The 19,537-nt window shown below is 40.0% G+C and carries 16 protein-coding genes; 10 read left to right on the forward strand and 6 right to left on the reverse strand.

Annotated features, from left to right (window positions below; translation table 11 throughout):
* Positions 1–68 precede the first annotated feature (68 nt).
* Both VHE99_05825 and VHE99_05830 read left to right on the forward strand, forming a co-directional pair.
* Complete coding sequence (locus VHE99_05825; GenBank protein ID HVV68536.1) at positions 69–1,460, forward strand: hypothetical protein; 1,392 nt, start codon at positions 69–71, stop codon at positions 1,458–1,460.
* A gap of 259 nt (positions 1,461–1,719) precedes the next feature.
* Positions 1,720–2,943 carry an outer membrane protein transport protein gene (locus VHE99_05830; protein HVV68537.1) on the forward strand — a complete coding sequence of 408 codons (1,224 nt, stop codon included), beginning with the start codon at positions 1,720–1,722 and terminating at the stop codon, positions 2,941–2,943.
* Positions 2,944–3,072: 129 nt separating this feature from the next.
* Here the strand turns inward: VHE99_05830 and VHE99_05835 are convergent, their stop codons facing one another.
* The 3 genes from VHE99_05835 to VHE99_05845 all read right to left on the reverse strand — a co-directional run bounded on the left by VHE99_05835 (position 3,073) and on the right by VHE99_05845 (position 7,394).
* A complete protein-coding gene (locus VHE99_05835) occupies positions 3,073–4,860 on the reverse strand; it encodes an ABC transporter ATP-binding protein (protein HVV68538.1) in 1,788 nt (595 codons plus the stop codon).
* Positions 4,861–4,913: 53 nt separating this feature from the next.
* Positions 4,914–5,477: a thioredoxin family protein gene (locus VHE99_05840; GenBank protein HVV68539.1), complete on the reverse strand. Its 564-nt coding sequence runs from the start codon at positions 5,475–5,477 to the stop codon at positions 4,914–4,916.
* Positions 5,478–5,543: 66 nt separating this feature from the next.
* On the reverse strand, positions 5,544–7,394 hold the full coding sequence (locus VHE99_05845; GenBank protein HVV68540.1) for an ankyrin repeat domain-containing protein: 1,851 nt from the start codon (positions 7,392–7,394) through the stop codon (positions 5,544–5,546).
* A gap of 202 nt (positions 7,395–7,596) precedes the next feature.
* Here VHE99_05845 and VHE99_05850 point away from each other — a divergent pair, with 202 nt between their 5' ends.
* A complete protein-coding gene (locus VHE99_05850; GenBank protein ID HVV68541.1) occupies positions 7,597–8,454 on the forward strand; it encodes an alpha/beta hydrolase in 858 nt (285 codons plus the stop codon).
* Positions 8,455–8,572: 118 nt separating this feature from the next.
* Positions 8,573–10,771, forward strand: a complete 2,199-nt coding sequence (gene katG / locus VHE99_05855) for a catalase/peroxidase HPI (GenBank protein HVV68542.1) — start codon at positions 8,573–8,575, stop codon at positions 10,769–10,771.
* Positions 10,772–10,935: 164 nt separating this feature from the next.
* Here the strand turns inward: katG and VHE99_05860 are convergent, their stop codons facing one another.
* Positions 10,936–11,934, reverse strand: coding sequence for an agmatine deiminase family protein (locus VHE99_05860; protein ID HVV68543.1), 999 nt, complete (start codon positions 11,932–11,934; stop codon positions 10,936–10,938).
* An 8-nt stretch (positions 11,935–11,942) separates the two neighbouring features.
* Positions 11,943–12,833 carry a carbon-nitrogen hydrolase gene (locus tag VHE99_05865; protein ID HVV68544.1) on the reverse strand — a complete coding sequence of 297 codons (891 nt, stop codon included), beginning with the start codon at positions 12,831–12,833 and terminating at the stop codon, positions 11,943–11,945.
* 229 nt (positions 12,834–13,062) lie between these two features.
* Between VHE99_05865 and VHE99_05870 the strand changes: the two genes are divergently transcribed.
* The 3 genes from VHE99_05870 to VHE99_05880 all read left to right on the forward strand — a co-directional run bounded on the left by VHE99_05870 (position 13,063) and on the right by VHE99_05880 (position 16,000).
* Positions 13,063–13,626, forward strand: a complete 564-nt coding sequence (locus VHE99_05870; GenBank protein HVV68545.1) for an AAA family ATPase — start codon at positions 13,063–13,065, stop codon at positions 13,624–13,626.
* Positions 13,627–13,767: 141 nt separating this feature from the next.
* On the forward strand, positions 13,768–15,261 hold the full coding sequence (locus VHE99_05875) for a hypothetical protein (protein HVV68546.1): 1,494 nt from the start codon (positions 13,768–13,770) through the stop codon (positions 15,259–15,261).
* A 118-nt stretch (positions 15,262–15,379) separates the two neighbouring features.
* Positions 15,380–16,000, forward strand: coding sequence for a YceI family protein (locus tag VHE99_05880; protein HVV68547.1), 621 nt, complete (start codon positions 15,380–15,382; stop codon positions 15,998–16,000).
* Positions 16,001–16,066: 66 nt separating this feature from the next.
* Here VHE99_05880 and VHE99_05885 read toward each other — a convergent pair whose 3' ends face one another.
* A complete protein-coding gene (locus VHE99_05885; GenBank protein HVV68548.1) occupies positions 16,067–16,609 on the reverse strand; it encodes a type 1 glutamine amidotransferase domain-containing protein in 543 nt (180 codons plus the stop codon).
* A 304-nt stretch (positions 16,610–16,913) separates the two neighbouring features.
* Between VHE99_05885 and VHE99_05890 the strand changes: the two genes are divergently transcribed.
* The 3 genes from VHE99_05890 to VHE99_05900 all read left to right on the forward strand — a co-directional run bounded on the left by VHE99_05890 (position 16,914) and on the right by VHE99_05900 (position 19,466).
* A complete protein-coding gene (locus VHE99_05890) occupies positions 16,914–17,321 on the forward strand; it encodes a GFA family protein (protein ID HVV68549.1) in 408 nt (135 codons plus the stop codon).
* A gap of 208 nt (positions 17,322–17,529) precedes the next feature.
* Positions 17,530–18,126 (forward strand): rhomboid family intramembrane serine protease, encoded by a 597-nt coding sequence (locus VHE99_05895; GenBank protein HVV68550.1) that lies wholly within the window; start codon positions 17,530–17,532, stop codon positions 18,124–18,126.
* Positions 18,127–18,473: 347 nt separating this feature from the next.
* A complete protein-coding gene (locus VHE99_05900; protein HVV68551.1) occupies positions 18,474–19,466 on the forward strand; it encodes a hypothetical protein in 993 nt (330 codons plus the stop codon).
* The last annotated feature ends 71 nt before the right edge of the window (positions 19,467–19,537 follow it).

The raw sequence follows: 19,537 nt of genomic DNA on the forward strand, positions 1-19,537 counted from the left end.
GCAAGGTATGAGAAAATGTATTAGAATCTTGTAATCTAATTATCCTTATCAACATAGGTATTGCAGCCATGGCTCAAGCAACTTCAGAAATAACCCCCCTAGCACAAACATTGGAAAAGTTGAATGAAATCCTTCTAAATGCCAAAGAACAAATTAATGCTTTAGTAGAATCAGCATCCTCATCAATAGCAATCTACGAACAATTAGCGAAGCTGGAATCGCAATTACCTGATTCAATCCTGGGCTTAGGAGTCAATTTAGACATCTTAGAGCCTACACTAAAGCCTTTTCGTGAATATTGTGACGAAGTAAAGGCGAAGATTCAACTCCAAATAATTGAAGAATTGAAACAAATTTATTTACAGAATATAAGCAACCTTAAAGAAATACCTCGGGATCAACGCCTCCCCTATTTGAAGCTCCTTCAAGCAAATTTTCTAGAGAGAATTACAAAATATAAACTCGACATGCAACTGGGTCCGGTTCAAGATCTGCTCAAAAAAATGGCAACCGATCAGGAACTTTACCAAAAGGGAGCCACGGCTCCTGCTCATCTGCAAGTTCCTCCCCCAGTGGAAGAAACTGAGATAAAAGACACAAAAATAAAGAAAACTTTAATAGACTCTAACGAGTGGAAAGCTCTAATATCACCTATTATAGACGCAGTGGGCAGTAAAACTTCAGTAGAACTGCTAGAATTACTTGACCAACTAGAAATTAAGTGCAAAAACCGTATACTTACTCTCGAACAATCTAGAGAACTTAATACCTTAAAGGAAATAGTAGAGACCCAAAATTTAAGTACATTAGCGCGATCAACAACTTCATCCGCTGTAAGTTCATCCACTACGAGTACTAGCGAAAGCAACAACCATTCCTTTGCTGTCTTTAATATTAATCAAGAATTAACATCAAAACCAGCAGATATAGAGGATGAGGTTGCAAGCGATGATGAAGAAGAATTAAAAAGTGCATTAGACTTATCTGTATTTTTAAATAATAAAAATTCTTCAGAAACAGATTCCAAACATCAAACAACAGATGTAGAAGATATTGTAAGCGATAGTGATGATGAGGAGGAAATAGTAAAGGCTAAAGCTTTATCTTTAGCAGCACCAAAAATATTTTCTGCAAAGGATTGCCGGGCGCTATGCGCAAAAGCAGGTGACATCTTTTTTCCTATTTGGGTAAATGGGTATCCCTCAACTAGTCAAGAGCTTAAGTCAACTTTAGAAAGAATATCTGATTTATTAAAAACCATAAATGAAAAAATTGAATTGCACGAATCAGAGCTCAATTCAGATCAAGTTCAATCATTAGTAGATTCTGGATTTAATCTTAAAGAAGTATATTTAAAGTGCCAAGAACTTTTAAGAAAAAATACCTATTCAATGGGAACCAATCCATCAGGATTTCATGTCCAACGACCTGAAATATTTCTTCTGGAAATCCCTCTGTAGAGTTACCAGATCAGCTTCCCGAAGCTAAGACTCCACGTAAGTAATTAAAAATCTCTAGCTGATTTATCCAATTAGCTAAGATAGTATTAAATGTGGATTGCGAGATAGGCAGAGTAGAAAGTGACCATAGCATCGCGTTGTCTACATAGTGTTCAAATAAATTTCTTATAGTATTATGCGATAATTTTATACCCTCATTAGCGCATTATGATTTAAAAACCAATAAAAAATCTTATCTGCAGGTGCGTCGGAGACAAAGTTGAAAAAATGGATTCACTATAGATTATCATGGAAGATTCTTGCTGCATTTTTATTCGTACCCGTAGTGAGCAAAGCCTCTTTTATTGAAGCAACCATGGGGACTGCTGTAGTCAATGATGCTACTGCAACCTATTTTAATCCAGCTGCTTTAACTTTACTGAAAAATGCACAAATAATCGCTTTGGGTACGGCGGGACAGTTTCAGAGTCAATTTACAGGTAAAGTGACGCAACCCAGCACGGGTTTTGATCAGTCTGGCACAACTAAAACCCAGTCAAATTATTTTTTGCCTTCCGGTTATTTAGGGATTCCTGTCTCAGATAGATGGTTCTTTGGACTAGCAGTATTGGCAAATAATTATAACCGCGACTTAGACCAAAATTCTATTTTGCGTTATGTCATGTCGGATAATAATATTGAAGACATTGATGTTGTTCCTGCAGTTGGTTTTAAATTGAATGATTATCTCTCTTTCGGTGCGAGTGTTAATTTTTCCCATGCCCATTTCCTGTTTACGCCGATTTCAGGATTCCCGAGCTTGGATATCCCCGATGTTCAAACCCGCGATGAAGCCAGTGCCAATGCTTTGGGTGGTGATTTAGGTGTACTGTTAAAACCTACCTCTTCTACACAAATCGGCTTAAATTACCGCAGTTCAATGACCTATCACTTCACGGGAACTAGTCAGTTAGAAAGCAATCCTGCAATTGCATCGAATCACTTTGGCTTTGATTATTGGACTCCAGCGAGATACGTGCTTTCGGTTAATCAGTTTTTATCACGGCGTCTCGGTTTGATTGCCACAGTCCAATGGATACAATGGGATATATACAATAATATCAATGTGCATAATGTGGTAACGGAAATAGGCGGTAATCCAGTTATTTTATCTAATGCTACCATTCCTCTGCATTTCCACAATGCTTGGGTGTATACTTTTGGTGGCTATTATCATTTATCTTCCAAATGGATCATTCGCACAGCAGGCAGCTATGTTGAATCACCTGGGAATCCAAATTATCAAGTAACAGAAGGTAATAATATGATACTTGGGACATCAGTTGGATATAAGCTAAGCAAAATCTTTTCTATCGATACCAGCTATGCGCATGCGTTTATTCAAAATCAAAAGATTAATATTGAAAATTCAATTAACACTGTTAATGGTGTGAATAAGAGTTATCGGAATTCAATTTCTTTGAAAATAACTGCTAATATATAAGATATGTTGTACGAATGATCTGAAAACCTGCATTTAGTTACTCATTTAGCTAGAATGCATTTTTTTCTTACTAAAATTCTGACTATTCACCCCCTTTTTCAAAGCGGGTGAATAGTTACAAATTTAGTTTTAATTGAGGACGCTGATAGGTGCTTTATGTTCAATCTCTCCACTTTGCACTCGCCATAAATCTGCATAAACCCCATTGAGATTGAGTAAAGCATCATGACTCCCTTGCTCAATTAAACCCCCATTGCCGATAACAAAAATCCGATCGACATCGCGAATCGTCGATAAGCGGTGGGCGATAATTAACGCGGTTTTTCCAGAGGTAATTAATTTCAGATTCTCTTGAATAATTTTTTCTGTTTCCGTATCAATCGAGCTTGTAGCTTCATCTAATATTAAAATCGGTGCATTTTTTAAAATTGCACGCGCAATGCTCAAGCGTTGGCGTTGGCCGCCTGATAATTTAATACCGCGTTCACCGACGAGGGTAGCATATCCTTCCGGTAGCGTGCTGATAAACTCATGTAGGTGCGCAAGTTTAGCGGCTTGGATAATTTGATTGAGAGAAACATCAGCCAAGCCATAAGCAATATTTTCTGCAATACTTCCGTGGAATAAATACACATCCTGACTCACTAAGCCAATATGACGACGCAAATCATAAAGGGACAGTTGCCGGATATCATGACCATCGATACAGATAGAACCACCCGTCACATCGTATAAGCGCAGCAACAATTTAATCAGTGTGGATTTACCAGCACCAGTCTGCCCAGCAATGCCAATGGTTTCTCCAGCGGCAATATGCAAGTTTAAATCCTGCAATACGGGTTTATATTCACCATATTGAAATTGCACATGATTAAAACTGATGGTGCCGCGGCATTTGGATAGGGTTACTGGTGTCGCGGGATCTTTAATTTTGGCTTCAGTAGCCAGCAATGAAAAAGTGCGGCGGGCGCTGGCATCTGCGCGTTGATAACTGTCTAAGGTAACCCCTAAACGAGTTAATGGCCAAAGTAAACGTTGAATCAGCATAGAAAACATTACCAGTTGTGCAACGTTGATACCGTGTTCATTATTGAGAATCCAGAAACTCCCCGCTAACAAAACCCCAGCAAAACCGCAAGCCACACACATGCGGATTAAAGGCACAAATAAAGTACTAAGATTAATCGCATGATAATTGGTTTTGCGATATTGATTCGATGCCGCAGTCACACGTGCCGTTTCAAAATTTTCTGCAGTAAAACTTTTAATCACCATGATGCCGCTTAAATTGTTTTCTAAACGGCTGGATAATTGTCCGACACTGTCGCGCATCAAGCGATAACGCGGACCGATATAGTGTTGAAATTTCAAACTACCCCAGATAATCAATGGAATAGGCGCCATGCCAATCAGTGCCAGCTGCCAAGAAGTTGCAAATAACACAAAACAGGAAAATACCATCAGCGTGGCCAGCTGTAACAAATCGCTAAATCCAGAATTTAAAAATCGTTCTAATTGATTGACATCATCGTTGAGCATAGCCAAAGTCTCACCCATGCGATGATTTTCAAAAAATGCAATTTCCCGTGCTTGGATTTTTTCATAGGTGGCTATGCGTAGATCGTGCTGTACATCTTGCGCCAACATCATAAATGCGCGATCAGCCAGCCATTGCGTCACGCTTTCCAAGCCAAAAATTAACACGCTCAAAATGGCTAAGAAAATAGCTAGCGTCCAGATGTTATGATTAGGCAGTAAAACTTGTATCCAATTTGGAATTTGACCGCTTAAGGTTGCAACGACCCAACCGACTAACAATGGTGGCATAAGATCGAAGATTTTATTGAGAATGCTGGCAATCGCCGCAAAGGAAAGTCGACCTTTATAATGAATAAGATAATGAAATAATTGACCCATGCAAAAATACTCTTCTAATATAATTTATAATTTTTTGAATTTCGTGCCAGCGACTATTTAGCTGCTTTCCATTTAATATTGCAGCCCATGCTGGGATGCTGTGGCTCAGGAATAGATTTTCCAGCTAGAATTGCATCCAATGCCTGGCAGAGATCTTGTCCAGTCACTGCAACTGATTTACCGGGACTTGATTCATCAAAACGCCCGTGATAAACACACTGCAAATTAGCCTCAAATATATAAAATTCAGGTGTGCACGTTGCGCCATAATCTTTGGCAACCTGTTGCGATTCATCATATAAATAAGGAAAAGTAAAATGATTTTCTATGGCAAGTTGTTGCATTTTGCTGGGACTATCCTGAGGGTATTCTTTGACATCATTGGAGCTGATCGCAATAAAACTCACTCCTTTATTCTGATAAGTGTTAGCTACCGCTATCAATTTAGATAAAATATGTTGCACATAGGGACAATGATTACAGGCAAACATGATAACAGTCGCTTTGTCGGAAGCGAGTTGCGCTAATGTCAACTGTTTGCCGGATATTGTATCAAGTAAATTGAATGCTGGGGCAGTAGTACCTGCTTGCATGGGGTTTGAATAAGTTAATGCCATTGATTTCTCCTGAACAATGTGAGCGTGAGAGTTTAGCATAACAGTTAGTACTTTATGGAGTCTTTGTTAAATTTCTATTTTGCTAAGTTCTATATTAAACTCTTTTTTCTTAGTAGGATGTTTATCATCATTATGTTTTGCTTGGGTCTGCAATAGTTTTGGAAGGCTGCGATTTAATTCAGAAAAACCTGAGGTAAGCCTACCCATCATAGATCTACGTCTTGTTTTTGCTTCTTTTTCTAAAAGGATAATGGTTTGATGGTAAGCATCGCCCACATGACATGCGCGCTTGAGTATTTTGAGTGCGGTGTCGCCTGCATGATTGACATGATTTAAATCTGCACCATACGTTAATAGTATAGGTACGATCGTCAAGTGACCACAACTACATGCGCGGATAAGCGCAGTCTCACCATCGTCATTAGCATGATCTACATTAACGCCGTGTTTTAATAATATTTCTACTCTTGCAGCACGGTTGCTACTAGAAGCAAAAATAAGCGCAGAATCACCTGCTTTATTAGTATGGTTTTCGTCAGCACCATGCGTCAATAACATTTTTAAAATTAGATTTTCATTGTCATTAAAACTTCTTTGAGCTGCATAGATAAGCGCGGTGTTATGGAAATGATCCATACGATCTATCTGAATGCCTGGGTGGGTTAGTAACAGTTCAACAATAGAGAAATAACCATAAGATGATGCAAGCATCAGAGCACTCAAGTTATCCTTACTGCAATTTACATCAATACCTGGTTGCGCCAGAAATATTTTAACGGCTATTAAATTGCAAGAATTAATTGCCTGCATAAGTACCGGCCAGCCCTCTTCATTTTTATGATTTACATCAGCACCCAGGTCCAGCGCTAATTGTAAATACCATATTAATTTTAGAGATTTAGTGCTGTCTGATAATAATTGATTGAGATTTTGTTTGACCCCAGATAAATACAACCCTAGCCTGAGTAAAATTTCATCTTCAGGTAAATGCTGTTTTAGAAAGATTGTTTTTTTATTTTCAGTCAATTCATCCCAATTTTCTGGAAGTCCTTGTTGATATAAGTGATATAAGGGTTGCGTCCTCTGGTTGTAGTAAGTTCTAAACATAGAGAGGTCTATATCGGTATTGCATATCCACTGATCGAAACCTTCTACATAATCGCGAGTAATATTTTGAAGTCCTAGAGGTAAATGCTCAAACACATCAGCTTCAGAGCAAGGGGGTACATCATCTCGGATCATTTCTTTAAGCACTGAAGGTAAATCAGCAAATACTTTCGCTATTGAAGGATCTTTCTTATCTGCTGTTGATTCTGGTTTTTCTTCTGCAGGTTCTGCAATAGGCAATTGTCCAGCGGGACTCAGCATCAAGTTCAACATAGTATAAATCACATGCTCTTGACTATTTACAGGAATTATTTGATCTGCATAGCGAGATTGCAACGCCGAAATCATATCCTGCGCCTTTTCAGCACTGATTAACTGATATTGGTAGGCCAGAGCAAGTAAAGCACAAGTTTGGGGGGTATTCGGCTCAGGTGGGGAGAGTGGATGTAATAGGCACTCAGTGCGATATTCTGTGATTTCCTTAGCTAAACTGCCCAGAATGATATCGACTATTCTGGAACGCAGATTTTGTATAGTTAAATCTTGATTGCTGCCGGTTAATCTAGAATCAAAGCCAGTTTGTAGTATGGCATCATTGTGAATACCCATCTGTTGTAAGCTAAGACCGAGATGTCCTAGAGTGAAACTGGTGTGTTGGTTGCCCAGCTTAGTATAATAATGCGCCGGCAAAGATAGATTACGCGCTTGACACTCAGCTCGTACGGCCATCACTAAGTCTAAAAATGTGCTGTCTTTCTGGAGTGTAAGTGTTATTGTTTTCCCGTCAATAACGATATGTATATTTATCATGGATGTTGCCTTATTAAAAATGCAATAAATCTATAAGAAATGATTCCTTTATCTTTTAAACTTAACATAGGTTAATTAAGTGAAGATTAATGATAAAGATAGCGAGTTGTTTCTTGTCGGCGAGACGAGGGAGTAATGCTTTGATTTTAAATACTTATTTGCTAATATGCCTTTTGATCGCGTATAGGATATTGGTGACATTATGCAAAAAAATATTTTCTTAGTCGTTATTTTATTAATTTTTATCTGGTTTAATCCCGCAAGTGCTGCTCCTCGCTGGCTAAATTTGCCGCCTACACCTTCCTTGCCGCAGGCTGAAAAAAATGGTTATGCACTCATAAACGGCGTGCGTATTTGGTATGCTATTTATGGTCATGGACAACCGGTCATCTTACTGCATGGCGGCTTGAGCAGTTCTAATTATTGGGGTAATCAAATTCCCGTTTTGGCTAAAGATTATCAAGTGATTGTTATGGATAGTAGAGGGCACGGCAGAAGTTCTCGGAGTTCTCAACCTTACAGCTATGATTTGATGGCTTCAGATGTCATTGGCTTAATGGATTTTTTGAAAATTAAAAAAGCGGCAGTGATTGGTTGGAGTGATGGAGCAATTATTGGTCTGGATATGGCTATCCATCATCCAGAACGGCTGACTAAACTGTTTGCTTATGCCGCTAACTCTGATCCTTCCGGTGTGCGCTCTGATCTGGCTAAAAGTGTGGTGTTTAATGCTTATGCTCAAAGAACGAGTAAAGAATATGAAAAATTGTCCCCCACACCCAAAGAATTTCAAATCTTCCACGATCAAATCAATAAGATGTGGGAAACTCAACCCCATTTTACCAAAGAACAATTACAGTCGATCACTGTGCCGACTTGGATTGTGGATGGCGATCATGATGAATTTGTTACGCGGGAAAATACGGAATTTATGGCGGCACAAATACCCGATGCCGGTCTGCTCATAGAACCTTGGGTCAGTCATTTTGCATTCTTACAAGACCCGCAGCAATTTAATGAGGATGTGTTGCATTTCTTGGCCATTAATAAAAACAAGTAAAATACTTTGGTCAGGTATGAAAATTCTACTGTATCCCCTCCCCCACAAGGGGAGAAGGATTGAGCCACTAGTCACTAGGAATAGCCGCCTAAGCACTAAAAAATCACAGGAGACAAACATGAGCAAATTTGCAGATGAAAAGCCAACAGGTAAATGTCCAGTCATGCACGGCACCCATGATAATCGCACGCGCAGAAACCGTGATTGGTGGCCGCAGCAATTAGATCTGCAGGTTTTGCATAACCATACAGCTTTATCCAATCCTATGGGTGCGGATTTTGACTATGCTGCGGAATTCAAAACACTAGACCTCAATGCCGTCATCAAAGATTTGAAAAACTTAATGACCGATTCACAGGAATGGTGGCCTGCTGATTTTGGACATTATGGCGGCTTGTTTATTCGTATGGCTTGGCATAGCGCCGGTACCTATCGTGTTGCCGACGGTCGTGGCGGTGCAGGTCAGGGACAGCAGCGCTTCGCACCACTCAACAGCTGGCCGGACAATGCCAATCTCGACAAAGCACGGCGTTTGCTTTGGCCGATCAAGCAGAAATACGGGCGTAAAATTTCCTGGGCAGATTTGATTATCCTCACCGGTAATGTGGCCTTGGAGTCTATGGGTTTCAAAACCTTCGGTTTTGCCGGTGGCCGCGTCGATACCTGGGAGCCGGAAGAACTGTACTGGGGACCTGAAGGCACTTGGCTGGGTGATGAACGCTATAGTGGTGAACGTGAGCTACAAAACCCACTCGGCGCCGTGCAAATGGGTCTTATTTACGTCAATCCTGAAGGACCCAATGGCAATCCCGATCCGGTGGCAGCGGCGCGTGATATTCGCGAAACCTTCAGCCGCATGGCTATGAATGATGAGGAAACTGTAGCTTTGATTGCAGGTGGTCATAGTTTTGGTAAATGCCATGGTGCCGGTGATCCGTCATTGATTGGTCCTGAACCGGAAGGGGGGGCTATTGAAGATCAAGGTTTAGGCTGGAAAAGCAAGTATGGTACTGGCGTTGGAGCCGATGCAATTACGGGCGGTCCAGAAGTGACCTGGTCACAAACCCCCACGCAATGGAGCAATCACTTTTTTGAGAATCTATTCAAATACGAATGGGAACTCACCAAGAGTCCGGCAGGCGCCTATCAATGGCAGGCAAAAAATGCCGAAGCAACCATTCCCGATGCTTTCGATAAATCGAAAAAGCGTGTGCCCACCATGTTGACGACAGATTTATCACTGCGCTTTGATCCAATTTACGAAAAAATCTCTCGCCGTTTTTATGAAAACCCTAACGAATTCGCTGATGCCTTCGCGCGTGCGTGGTTCAAGCTCACACACCGTGATATGGGACCGGTTGCACGTTATTTAGGTGCATTGGTGCCGAAAGAAATTTTGATTTGGCAAGATCCAATTCCGGAAGTCAATCACCCACTGATTGATGACAAGGACATCGCCTCTTTAAAAGAGAAAATACTTGCCTCTGGTTTATCAGTATCACAATTGGTTTCAGTAGCTTGGGCTTCAGCTTCAACCTTTCGTGCTTCTGATAAACGTGGTGGTGCCAATGGCGCACGTATTCGTTTGGCGCCGCAAAAAGATTGGGAAGTCAATAATCCACCGGAATTAGCCAAAGTTTTGCAAACACTTGCAGCTATCCAGCAAGCATTCAATGCAAGTGGTAAGAAAGTATCGCTTGCTGATTTGATCGTTTTAGGCGGCAGCGCAGCCATTGAGCAAGCTGCGAAAGCGGCAGATGTCAATATAACTGTCCCGTTCATGCCAGGTCGTATGGATGCATCGCAGGAGCAAACGGATGTGCAGTCTTTTACGCATCTTGAGCCGTTGTCAGATGGTTTCCGAAATTATCGCAGTACTGCTAAACAACGCATGCGGCCTGAAGAAGCTTTAGTGGATCGTGCGCAATTATTAAAACTAACTGCGCCTGAAATGACCGTATTAATCGGCGGTTTGCGTGTTCTGGGGGCGAATATTGGTGGAGTAAAACATGGGGTATTTACCCATCAACCTGGAAAACTCACCAATGATTTTTTCATCAACTTGCTCGATATGGATACCAAGTGGCAACCCGCTGCCAATGATGGTGTGTATGAAGGCTGTGATCGCAAAACCCAAGCCTTAAAATGGACGGGGACACGTGTTGATTTGATTTTTGGTTCACATGCTCAGCTACGCGCCATCGCCGAAGTGTATGCAAGTGCAGATGCAAAACAGAAATTCGTGCACGATTTTGTGTCGGCTTGGGTCAAAGTGATGAATGCTGATCGCTTTGATTCTGATAGAGCATTAAATTAAGTTGTTATTTTAAATATTTACCCCAGATACGTCGTTTCGGCATGGATGCCGGGATCTAGTTGACAGGGAAGTCAAAGTTCCGCTTTTCTGCGGGCTGAATTCCGGCATCCATGCCGGGACGGCAGTTATGAATTACCTGAGTGAGCAATTACCGAGATTCATTCTCAAGCAATTTCCTGCTGACTAGCACAATGAATAGTCCCCAACCCCCAAACAAAATCTCCACAGTAAATTCCCACCACATCACGCTTGGGGAAAAGTTCGGCCAGGATATTTAATGCCACACGATCCATGCGATCATTGAAGGTCGGTACCAGTACTAATCGATTGGCAATTAGAAAATTAGCATAACTCGCAGGTAGGCGTTGTCCTTCAAAGGTGACAGGGGTAGGCATAGGTAATTCAATCACATCAAGCTTAGCCGCTTTCAAGCGTTTTAGATTTTCCTGCAGCGGTTTATAGTCACAATCGCGTTTATCTTTTTGAACACAGGTGACAACGGTCGTTGGATTGACAAAACGGGTGATATCATCGACGTGGCCGTGGGTATCGTCACCGGCAATGCCGTTGCCTAACCAAACGACTTGTTTGATGCCAAGATATTGTTCAAATACTGCTTCATAATCTTCATGCTGAAAGCCAGGGTTGCGGCATTGCTGTTGACTGATAAGGCATTCCTCGGTAGTAATCAGTGTGCCTTTACCATTAACTTCAATAGAGCCACCTTCTAACACCACGCGCCGGCCTTTATGCATGGGGCGGATGCGAGGTAGTTGCAAAAACTTCTCTACTCTCATCGGAATTTTATCGTCGGCCTGCCAATTTGTATATTTTGCCCAGGCATTAAAATGCCAGTCGAGCAGTTGGCGAGTTTTGCCACTATACACAAAGGTAGGTCCTGAATCGCGTAACCAGGCGCGATTGGTAGGGGCAATGATGAAATCGACTTGATCGAGATTGACTCCGGCGCGTTCTAGTATTTGGGTGGCTTGGTGTTTCTGGCGTAGCTGTTTGACAACCAAGCGCACGCGTTGCACTTGGGTCAGGTGACGGATAATTTCCGCATAGACCCAAGGAATAGGCGCAAATTTATCCGGCCAATCGGCTTCATTATGCGGCCAGGCTAGCCAGGTCGCTTGCTGTTTTTCCCACTCAGCGGGCATCCTAAGTGTCATTTGCCGAACCGTTCAGTGATATTGCTGTAAGCGTCGATACGGCGATCGCGTAAAAACGGCCAGTGGCGACGGGTGACTTCTTGTAATTTAGGATCGACCACTGCCGTGAGAATCTCTTCTTGATCCTGCGATGCTTTGGCCAGAATGCGTCCAAACGGATCGGCAATAAAAGAGTTACCAAAAAATTCAATGCCATCCCCCTTATTTTCCGGCGTCGGTTCAAAACCAATGCGGTTGACAGCAGCGACATAAATACCATTGGCAATCGCATGGCTGCGCTGAATCGTCTCCCATGCAGAAACCTGCGCTGCGCCATACTCTTGTTTTTCGCTAGGATGCCAACCAATCGCTGTGGGATAAAAAAGCACACTGGGGTCTTGCAAGCTGGTCAAGCGTGCCCCTTCTGGATACCATTGATCCCAGCAAACCAGCGTGCCAATGCGCCCAAATTGTGTATCAAAGGCTTTAAAGCCCAGGTCACCCGGGGTGAAATAATATTTCTCATAGTAAAGTGGATCATCGGGAATATGCATCTTGCGGTATATGCCAACCAACTGACCATCGGCATCAATAATCACCGCTGTATTATGGTAAATACCTGCGGCACGCCGCTCAAATAATGAGCCGATGATAGCAATACCCTGCTGTTTGGCCACTTTAGCTAGTGCTTCAGTCGTAGGGCCTGGGATAGATTCAGCCAAATTGAACACTTCGGGGTCTTCAGTTTGACAAAAATAGGGTGAGCGAAACAGCTCTGGTAGACAGACGATTTCTGCACCTAACTTTGCCGCCTTGCCAAGTAACTCGCAGGCATGTTCGACATTCGCCTGAACCTCTTGGCTCATGCGCATCTGAACAGCTCCGATAGTAAAGGGTTTTTTAATCATAGATATTCCGTAAACTAAAAGTAACTACTCTCAACTATACTCCCCCTTGAAAAAGGAGGATTTAAAGAGTTTTGGAGTGTCATATTGTTTAATAAATAATGCGAAAGCTTAAATCCTCCTAATCCGCCGTCTTCAAAGGAAGATTATATTCTCTGAACTTGCACGCTCGCTCTTCTTAATATAATTTGTTTAATTTTGCAAGCTAAACAATCATTACGAGAAAATGACTATGCGCATAGCTGTTTCGGGCACCCATTTTATTGGCAAAAGCACTTTAATTGCCGATTTTATTCAAAAGTATCCTGATTATATTGATGTAAATGAACCGTATGATGAATTGCAGGATATAAAAACCATGGAACTTGCTTTAGAACCGTCTCTAGATAGTTTATTAGAAGAACTTGATTACAGCATCCTGCAGCTTAATCGATATGCCAATGAGAAAAATATAATTTATGATAGATGTCCTATCGATTTTATAGCATATGCTATGTGTTCATTGGAGCGTGATTTAGTCGACATTCATGACAGTAGTGTTTCAGAAAAATTTACTGAAATTAAACAGGCGTTGAGTCATTTAGATTTAATTATATTCTTACCCATTACTAAAGAGCATTTATTAGACTATACTGAAGAAAATCCTGCATTTCGCAAGGCTACAGATAAATGTTTTAAGAAAATATTCCGTGATGAGATATGTGATGTATTTCCCAAATATGGTCATCCGAAAATTATTGAAATTTGGGGTGATCGTTTGCAACGATTAAAGATATTAGAAAGCTATATAATTTAAAAAGAACAAAAAATTCTTGCTAATATTATCTTAATGTTAATTCTATATCCTATTTTTTTTGAGAAATTCTATTGGCTGCACAAGCTTTAAACAGGCTTGAAAATATGCAGCATTATATCCATTTCATTGGGGATAGGGGATTTGAACGAATTAGAGAAGGAAAAGCAAGTAACAGCCAACACTGAGAAAAAAGAAAAAAAACAGGAAAAAACAGATCATGCATCTGTAGAAAATTCAGGTGCTGATAGGCTGAGTTTTAAAGATTATATGCGAGCGGTTTTGTCACGCTTTCGCTACCCGATTTCTATAGGTTTTAAAAATTCTACTTTATCGGGTTGGTTAAATCCAATTACTGAGTCACAGGCTAAAATTGTGATTGATGCAATAAAGCGAGACCTCCCTGACAAGCATCTGGCGGCTGAAATAATGCTGCCGGTTTACCATGCAATTGAGAATCTTGACAAAAATACGAGTAAAAAGCGTTTTACCCAGTGTCTGAGTGAAATTCAACAGCACGCAAATGCAGTTTATTTTTCTGATCTAATCAGGCAATGCAAAACGAAAGAAGCGGTATTTTTTCGAGAATTATTGACCGCAGCCCACATTAAATTCTGTTATCTGAATCCTTATTTACTTACAGGTACTCGGGTGCCTGGCTGGAAGCTTGCCCATAAAATTAAAGATGAAATATTTTCTTATAGGTTAAAAGGTAGTACTGATCTGAAATTTAATAAAAAAACTCCCGTAGAAAGATCGGATATAGATGAGGCCATTGGAAAATTACGCGATACAGCAAAAAAAATTGCAGACAGTAAAATGGGTCGTAGCCATTTTCGGGCGCAGCTAGGCAAACAAAGTGGTTTTGCCAATTGTCAGGAATATAGCGAAATCGTGATAGATAGGCTTATTGCTTATGGTTTCTCGGGCAATGCTGAGATTTATTGTATTGAAGAGGCGGAACTCAATGCAACATCCGGCATAGAACTTTATTTTCAATCACAAAATAGAGGGTATGAATATGAAACGAGGCATGCCCATGTATTTGTAGTGATGAATAGAGATCTTTCTAGTAATCCTCATGATGCGACTACTTGGGGGCCGCATGCGTTAATCATTGATACCTGGAGCGGGAAAATATATCCGGCATATGACATTTTTCGTCGTTTAGAATGTTGGTATCGTCTTGGTCAAGTAGAAGATAACGGCATTAATTACTTGGAGCCATATGATCCCAGGAAGCATATCATTACACCACACAGCCAGTTAACTTTAGAAGCTATCAAATCTTGGCGCATAAAACATGGCATTTCAAGTGAGCCTGGAGAATTTAAAAAGCTGCAATCTCCCCCGTTGGATGTAAAAAAGACCGTAACTACCAGCACAGCCGATCCGTTGACGCCTTCAGATACTGAGTTTGATGCCAAACCTACAGAACCAAAGCCACCCTGTTCAGATTTTTTGCAATCATTACAGGTGTCGAAACACAAAGCTCAAGACACTGGCAAATATTCTGCCGCACAATTAATAGTTTCCCGGGGATTACTGCAGCGTACTTTATCCATGTCAGATCTTCCCCTATTTACTGAGCATTCCGAAATTAAACAAAAACCACGAAGTAGGAGCTTTGGAGATTAAGCAAGATCTTTTTTTGCGTGTAACTTATTAACGTAGTTTTAGCGCCTTGACATAAGTATCATTTTCACATGACAATAGGATTACTAACTCCATAACTCATTTTAAGGATAAATAGATAATGCATTTAAAAAAAACACAGAAAAAATTCAAATTCTATGGTTATCGTAAAGAATATTTTTTTGGCCTTAAGAGGTTTTTTTTAATTTTTCTTTTGCTGCCGCTTTTGGCTGGTGCGCAAACTGTTCCGGCTTGGAAAATAGTTCCCCATGAAAGCACATTAACTTTTACCGCAACTCAAAATGGTGCACCGACTACAGGTACATTCAGCAATTTTTCAGGCGATATTCATTTTGATCCGTCACAACTGGATAAAAGCAATGTCAAAATCATTGTCAACATGAGCTCCATTTCAGATGCTTACAATCAACTTTCTGATACGCTCAAATCAGCAGAGTGGTTCAATGCTAAAGTATTTCCCCAAGCCGTATTTCAATCGAGTGGCTTCACCAAAACCGGAGAGAAAACCTATCAAGCCCAAGGCAACCTAACAATTCGAGATAAAACTCAACCCATTATTTTAAATTTTACCCTTGAGGAATTTTCTTCGACAGCCAAAATAACTGGCAACACGACCATTAAACGCACAGCTTTTGGTGTTGGCCAAGGTGAATGGTCAGATACCAAAACAGTAAAAGATGATGTTCAAGTGAATTTTAAAGTAAGTGCAGTAAGAGAATAAAAATTTCTTGATGGCTTCAAGATGATGAACTTTTTCTTGTTGGTACGACAGATGAGCAAATAAAATTCAAATAGCTTCACTAAATAGCTCAATCATCGCTTGGTTAAAGGCGGGGATGTCACCAGGTTTGCGACTGGTTACTAAATTGCCATCGCGCACAACTTCTTTATCCACCCAATGTGCTCCGGCATTCATTAAATCTACTTTTATTGATGGCCATGAGGTTAGGGTTCGGCCTTTCACAGCCTCAGCATTAATTAAAGTCCACGGACCATGACAAATCGCTGCGACTGGCTTTTGTGCTGCAACGATTTTGTGGATAAAGTGAATGGCATTGGGGAGTGTGCGTAAATGATCGGGATTAAAAACGCCGCCTGGTAGTAATAAAGCGCCATAATCATTCGCATTGGCATCATCAAGTAACACATCTACTGAAAATTCATCGCCAGGTTTATCATGATGGCAGCCTTTGACAGTTTTTTTAGGAGAAATAAGATAAACTTTCGCGCCGGCTTTTTCCAATGCTTCTCGGGGCTTGGTCATTTCCACCTGTTCAAAATTATCGGCCACTAGGATTGCTACTTTCAAATTATTCAATTTCGTGCTCATGATTTTCTCCCGTCGTTAGTCCAATCTCTTAACATTAACGTAAAAAAGATTGGGAAATAAATTTACCAATAAAGGAATATAGTATTAATTCCTGTATTAAGTGGAATAATTGTATAATGAATAATGGCCAGAAGATGTAAGGAAATAGCTATCCAGAAGCCTTAACTCTGGTATATCTCCTCTGAAATACTGGTTTTCTGAAAATACATCAGCCGTGCAATTACTTTGCTTTTATTCAGGCATTCAAAACCAGATTTAATGGGTGTTCCTATCTTAATCACTACTAGGAGTTGAAGACATTTATATGAATAATCTATATGGTAATTGCGAATGCCGCGCTGTCTGTTATGAATTAGGCGATATCAAAAGTGTGTTGAACTGTCATTGCACACTCTGTAGAAAACTGACAGGTGCTGCCTTTGCCAGTTATATTATTGTGCTGGAGCAAGATTTAAAATTACTGAAAGGAGAAACCTTTTTAAGTAATTATTGTGCACAGGGGACTACAGCAACGAAATTTTTCTGCAAAGTTTGTGGGTCTCCGATTTATAATAAAAACCCTAAATATCCTGGTGTGAATATTGTTTATTTGGGAACACTCGCAGAAACATATCATCCGGTCCCCAAAATCAATATTTATTGTGACAACAAATTAAATTGGTTAGAAAATCTGTTCGACATAGAAAGTTTGCCGGAAGGTATAAAAAGATAATAATAATTTCAAATAATTTTGTTTGTCTTATTTTTAAGGAATTTTATTAAAATAAATAAATGCATAATACTTCGCTGCAGCTGTGACTTAGGTTATTGGTATAGGTGATTAAAAGATATTTTATAACTGCTTGCACTCAGGATGACAGTTGCGGGGTTGCGATATTTTCTAATGTATATAATAGTTTAAATTCTCGTTGAGGTAATCTATGCTTGAAATCTTAGTCAATACATTTGATCAAATTTCCGCAAGTATTCAGGAGAATATAAGTTTCCTTCTGGCTATTATACTTGCCTTATGGGTCATCCAGGTTGTGAACAAAATATTTGGATATCGCTTGAATACATTGGGCATTTACCCTCGAAGCCTTCATGGTTTAATTGGTATTCTTGCCTCGCCTTTTTTACATGGCAGTTTTCAGCATTTGTTTTTTAACACTCTGCCATTACTGATTTTAGGTGCCTTGGTATTAGTGAATGGCAAACCTGAGTTTCTCATAGTGACAGCAATTATTATGGGCGCTGGTGGTTTTGCCACCTGGCTGTTCGGCCGTCGTGTGATTCATGTGGGTGCCAGTGGTGTTATTCTAGGGTATTGGGGATACTTGCTCTTCAGAGCTATTGAAGAAAAATCTGCGCTCACAATTGTGCTTGGTTTGCTTTGTCTTTACTATTTTGGCAGCCTGGCGCTGAATTTATTTCCTAGAGAAGAGCGTGTATCTTGGGAGGGGCATTTATTTGGATTTTTATCTGGTCTCTTGGCAAGCTATTTAATAACGCATCATTTTTTCGCTCTAGTTAGCTGATTAAGGTGAAAAATTCAGTGATGGTAATAGTTTAACCGAACGGCATGTGAACGAATGTGCAACCCTTAAAGCGCTGCATAATATTTGACAATTGACACTTTAACATATTTCTTTAGCCCACATTGGCTTGTATGATCCTTGCTTGAGAAGGATTTAATTGATAAATTGGTCTAATAATTTCATTTTGGGTTAGCGTGTTATATAGGGCATTTTTTCAGTGAGACTATAAACATGGGGAAGAGGTTTATTTAAGATTTAGTTAAGGATGATAACCTGATTTCTGTTGTTCGCGACTAATTGATGATAGACCCTAATTTATTAAAAATTGATTTCTATAGAGACAGATAATGACTACTTTGGAAAGGAAAGAGACTAAAATTAAAGAAGCATTGGTGCGAACAGAGCAAGTAGAAAAACAGGAATCTTTAGATAGAGTTATTGGGATTACTGATAAACATGTAAAAAATGAGGCTGGGTCTGAAACCTCAAAACCAAATGTAGATATAGAAGAAAAAGCAAAAAGTCAATTGGATCAAATTTCGCAGAAAGACATCAGTTCATTAATGAAATCAATTAAAAACAATAGTAATAAAAAATTTGCTATTGAGCTTCCTAGTGGTGCTATTCACTCAGGTTTAATTGAGGCAATGCAAGATATGCCTGCAGAAAGATTAGATTTAGATTCTTCTGTGAAAATCAATGGCCTTTTTTCTCGTGGTTTTGCAGTTTGCTTTGCGATTATTATGAAAGGCCGGGATGGTCGGAGATTTTCTTTGGCACATGTAGGGAGTTTGGAAGATGATGAGGATGATGTTGAATTTATCCAAAATGAAGCTGATTTTGTTTCCAGGAATGGTGAGATTGATTATTCAATTGAGTTAGCAATATGTCGTACAGGTTACGAAGAAGTTCGTGATAAAGAGTATGAGCCCAAGGCTGAACAATACTTCGCGGAATCAATTAATGAATACAATAAAATTTTCCGTCATTATTTGCAAAAAGTACCGACAAAAATCCATGAAATACCAGAATCTTCAGTGCTCATATTGGATAAAACAGGTCAAGTGATTACATTTGAAGGCTACAAGGAAGATCAAATTAAATTTATTCAGGTAAGTAGTGGTTCTGTTTCTGATTCCAAATTATTAGAAGCAAAGATAGAAGTTTTAACACAACCAGAACAGCAACAACAGTCTGTTCCAATGCCTTCTAGTCAATTAGGTTTTTTTCCTCCGCCACCACCTTCGCCACCACCTTTACAAAAAATTATTCAAAAACGTAAACTACAAGATCTAGAAGATGATCCATCAAGCCTTAAACAGATACTAAAAAACGGTTAAGAGTAGTAATGATTCTTAGCTTGATACCTATAGATGGTAGAAGAAAAGGAGAAGGAGTTAAACGCGAGTGA

Source organism: Gammaproteobacteria bacterium, assembly GCA_035546635.1.
Classification (GTDB): domain Bacteria; phylum Pseudomonadota; class Gammaproteobacteria; order JAURND01; family JAURND01; genus DASZWJ01.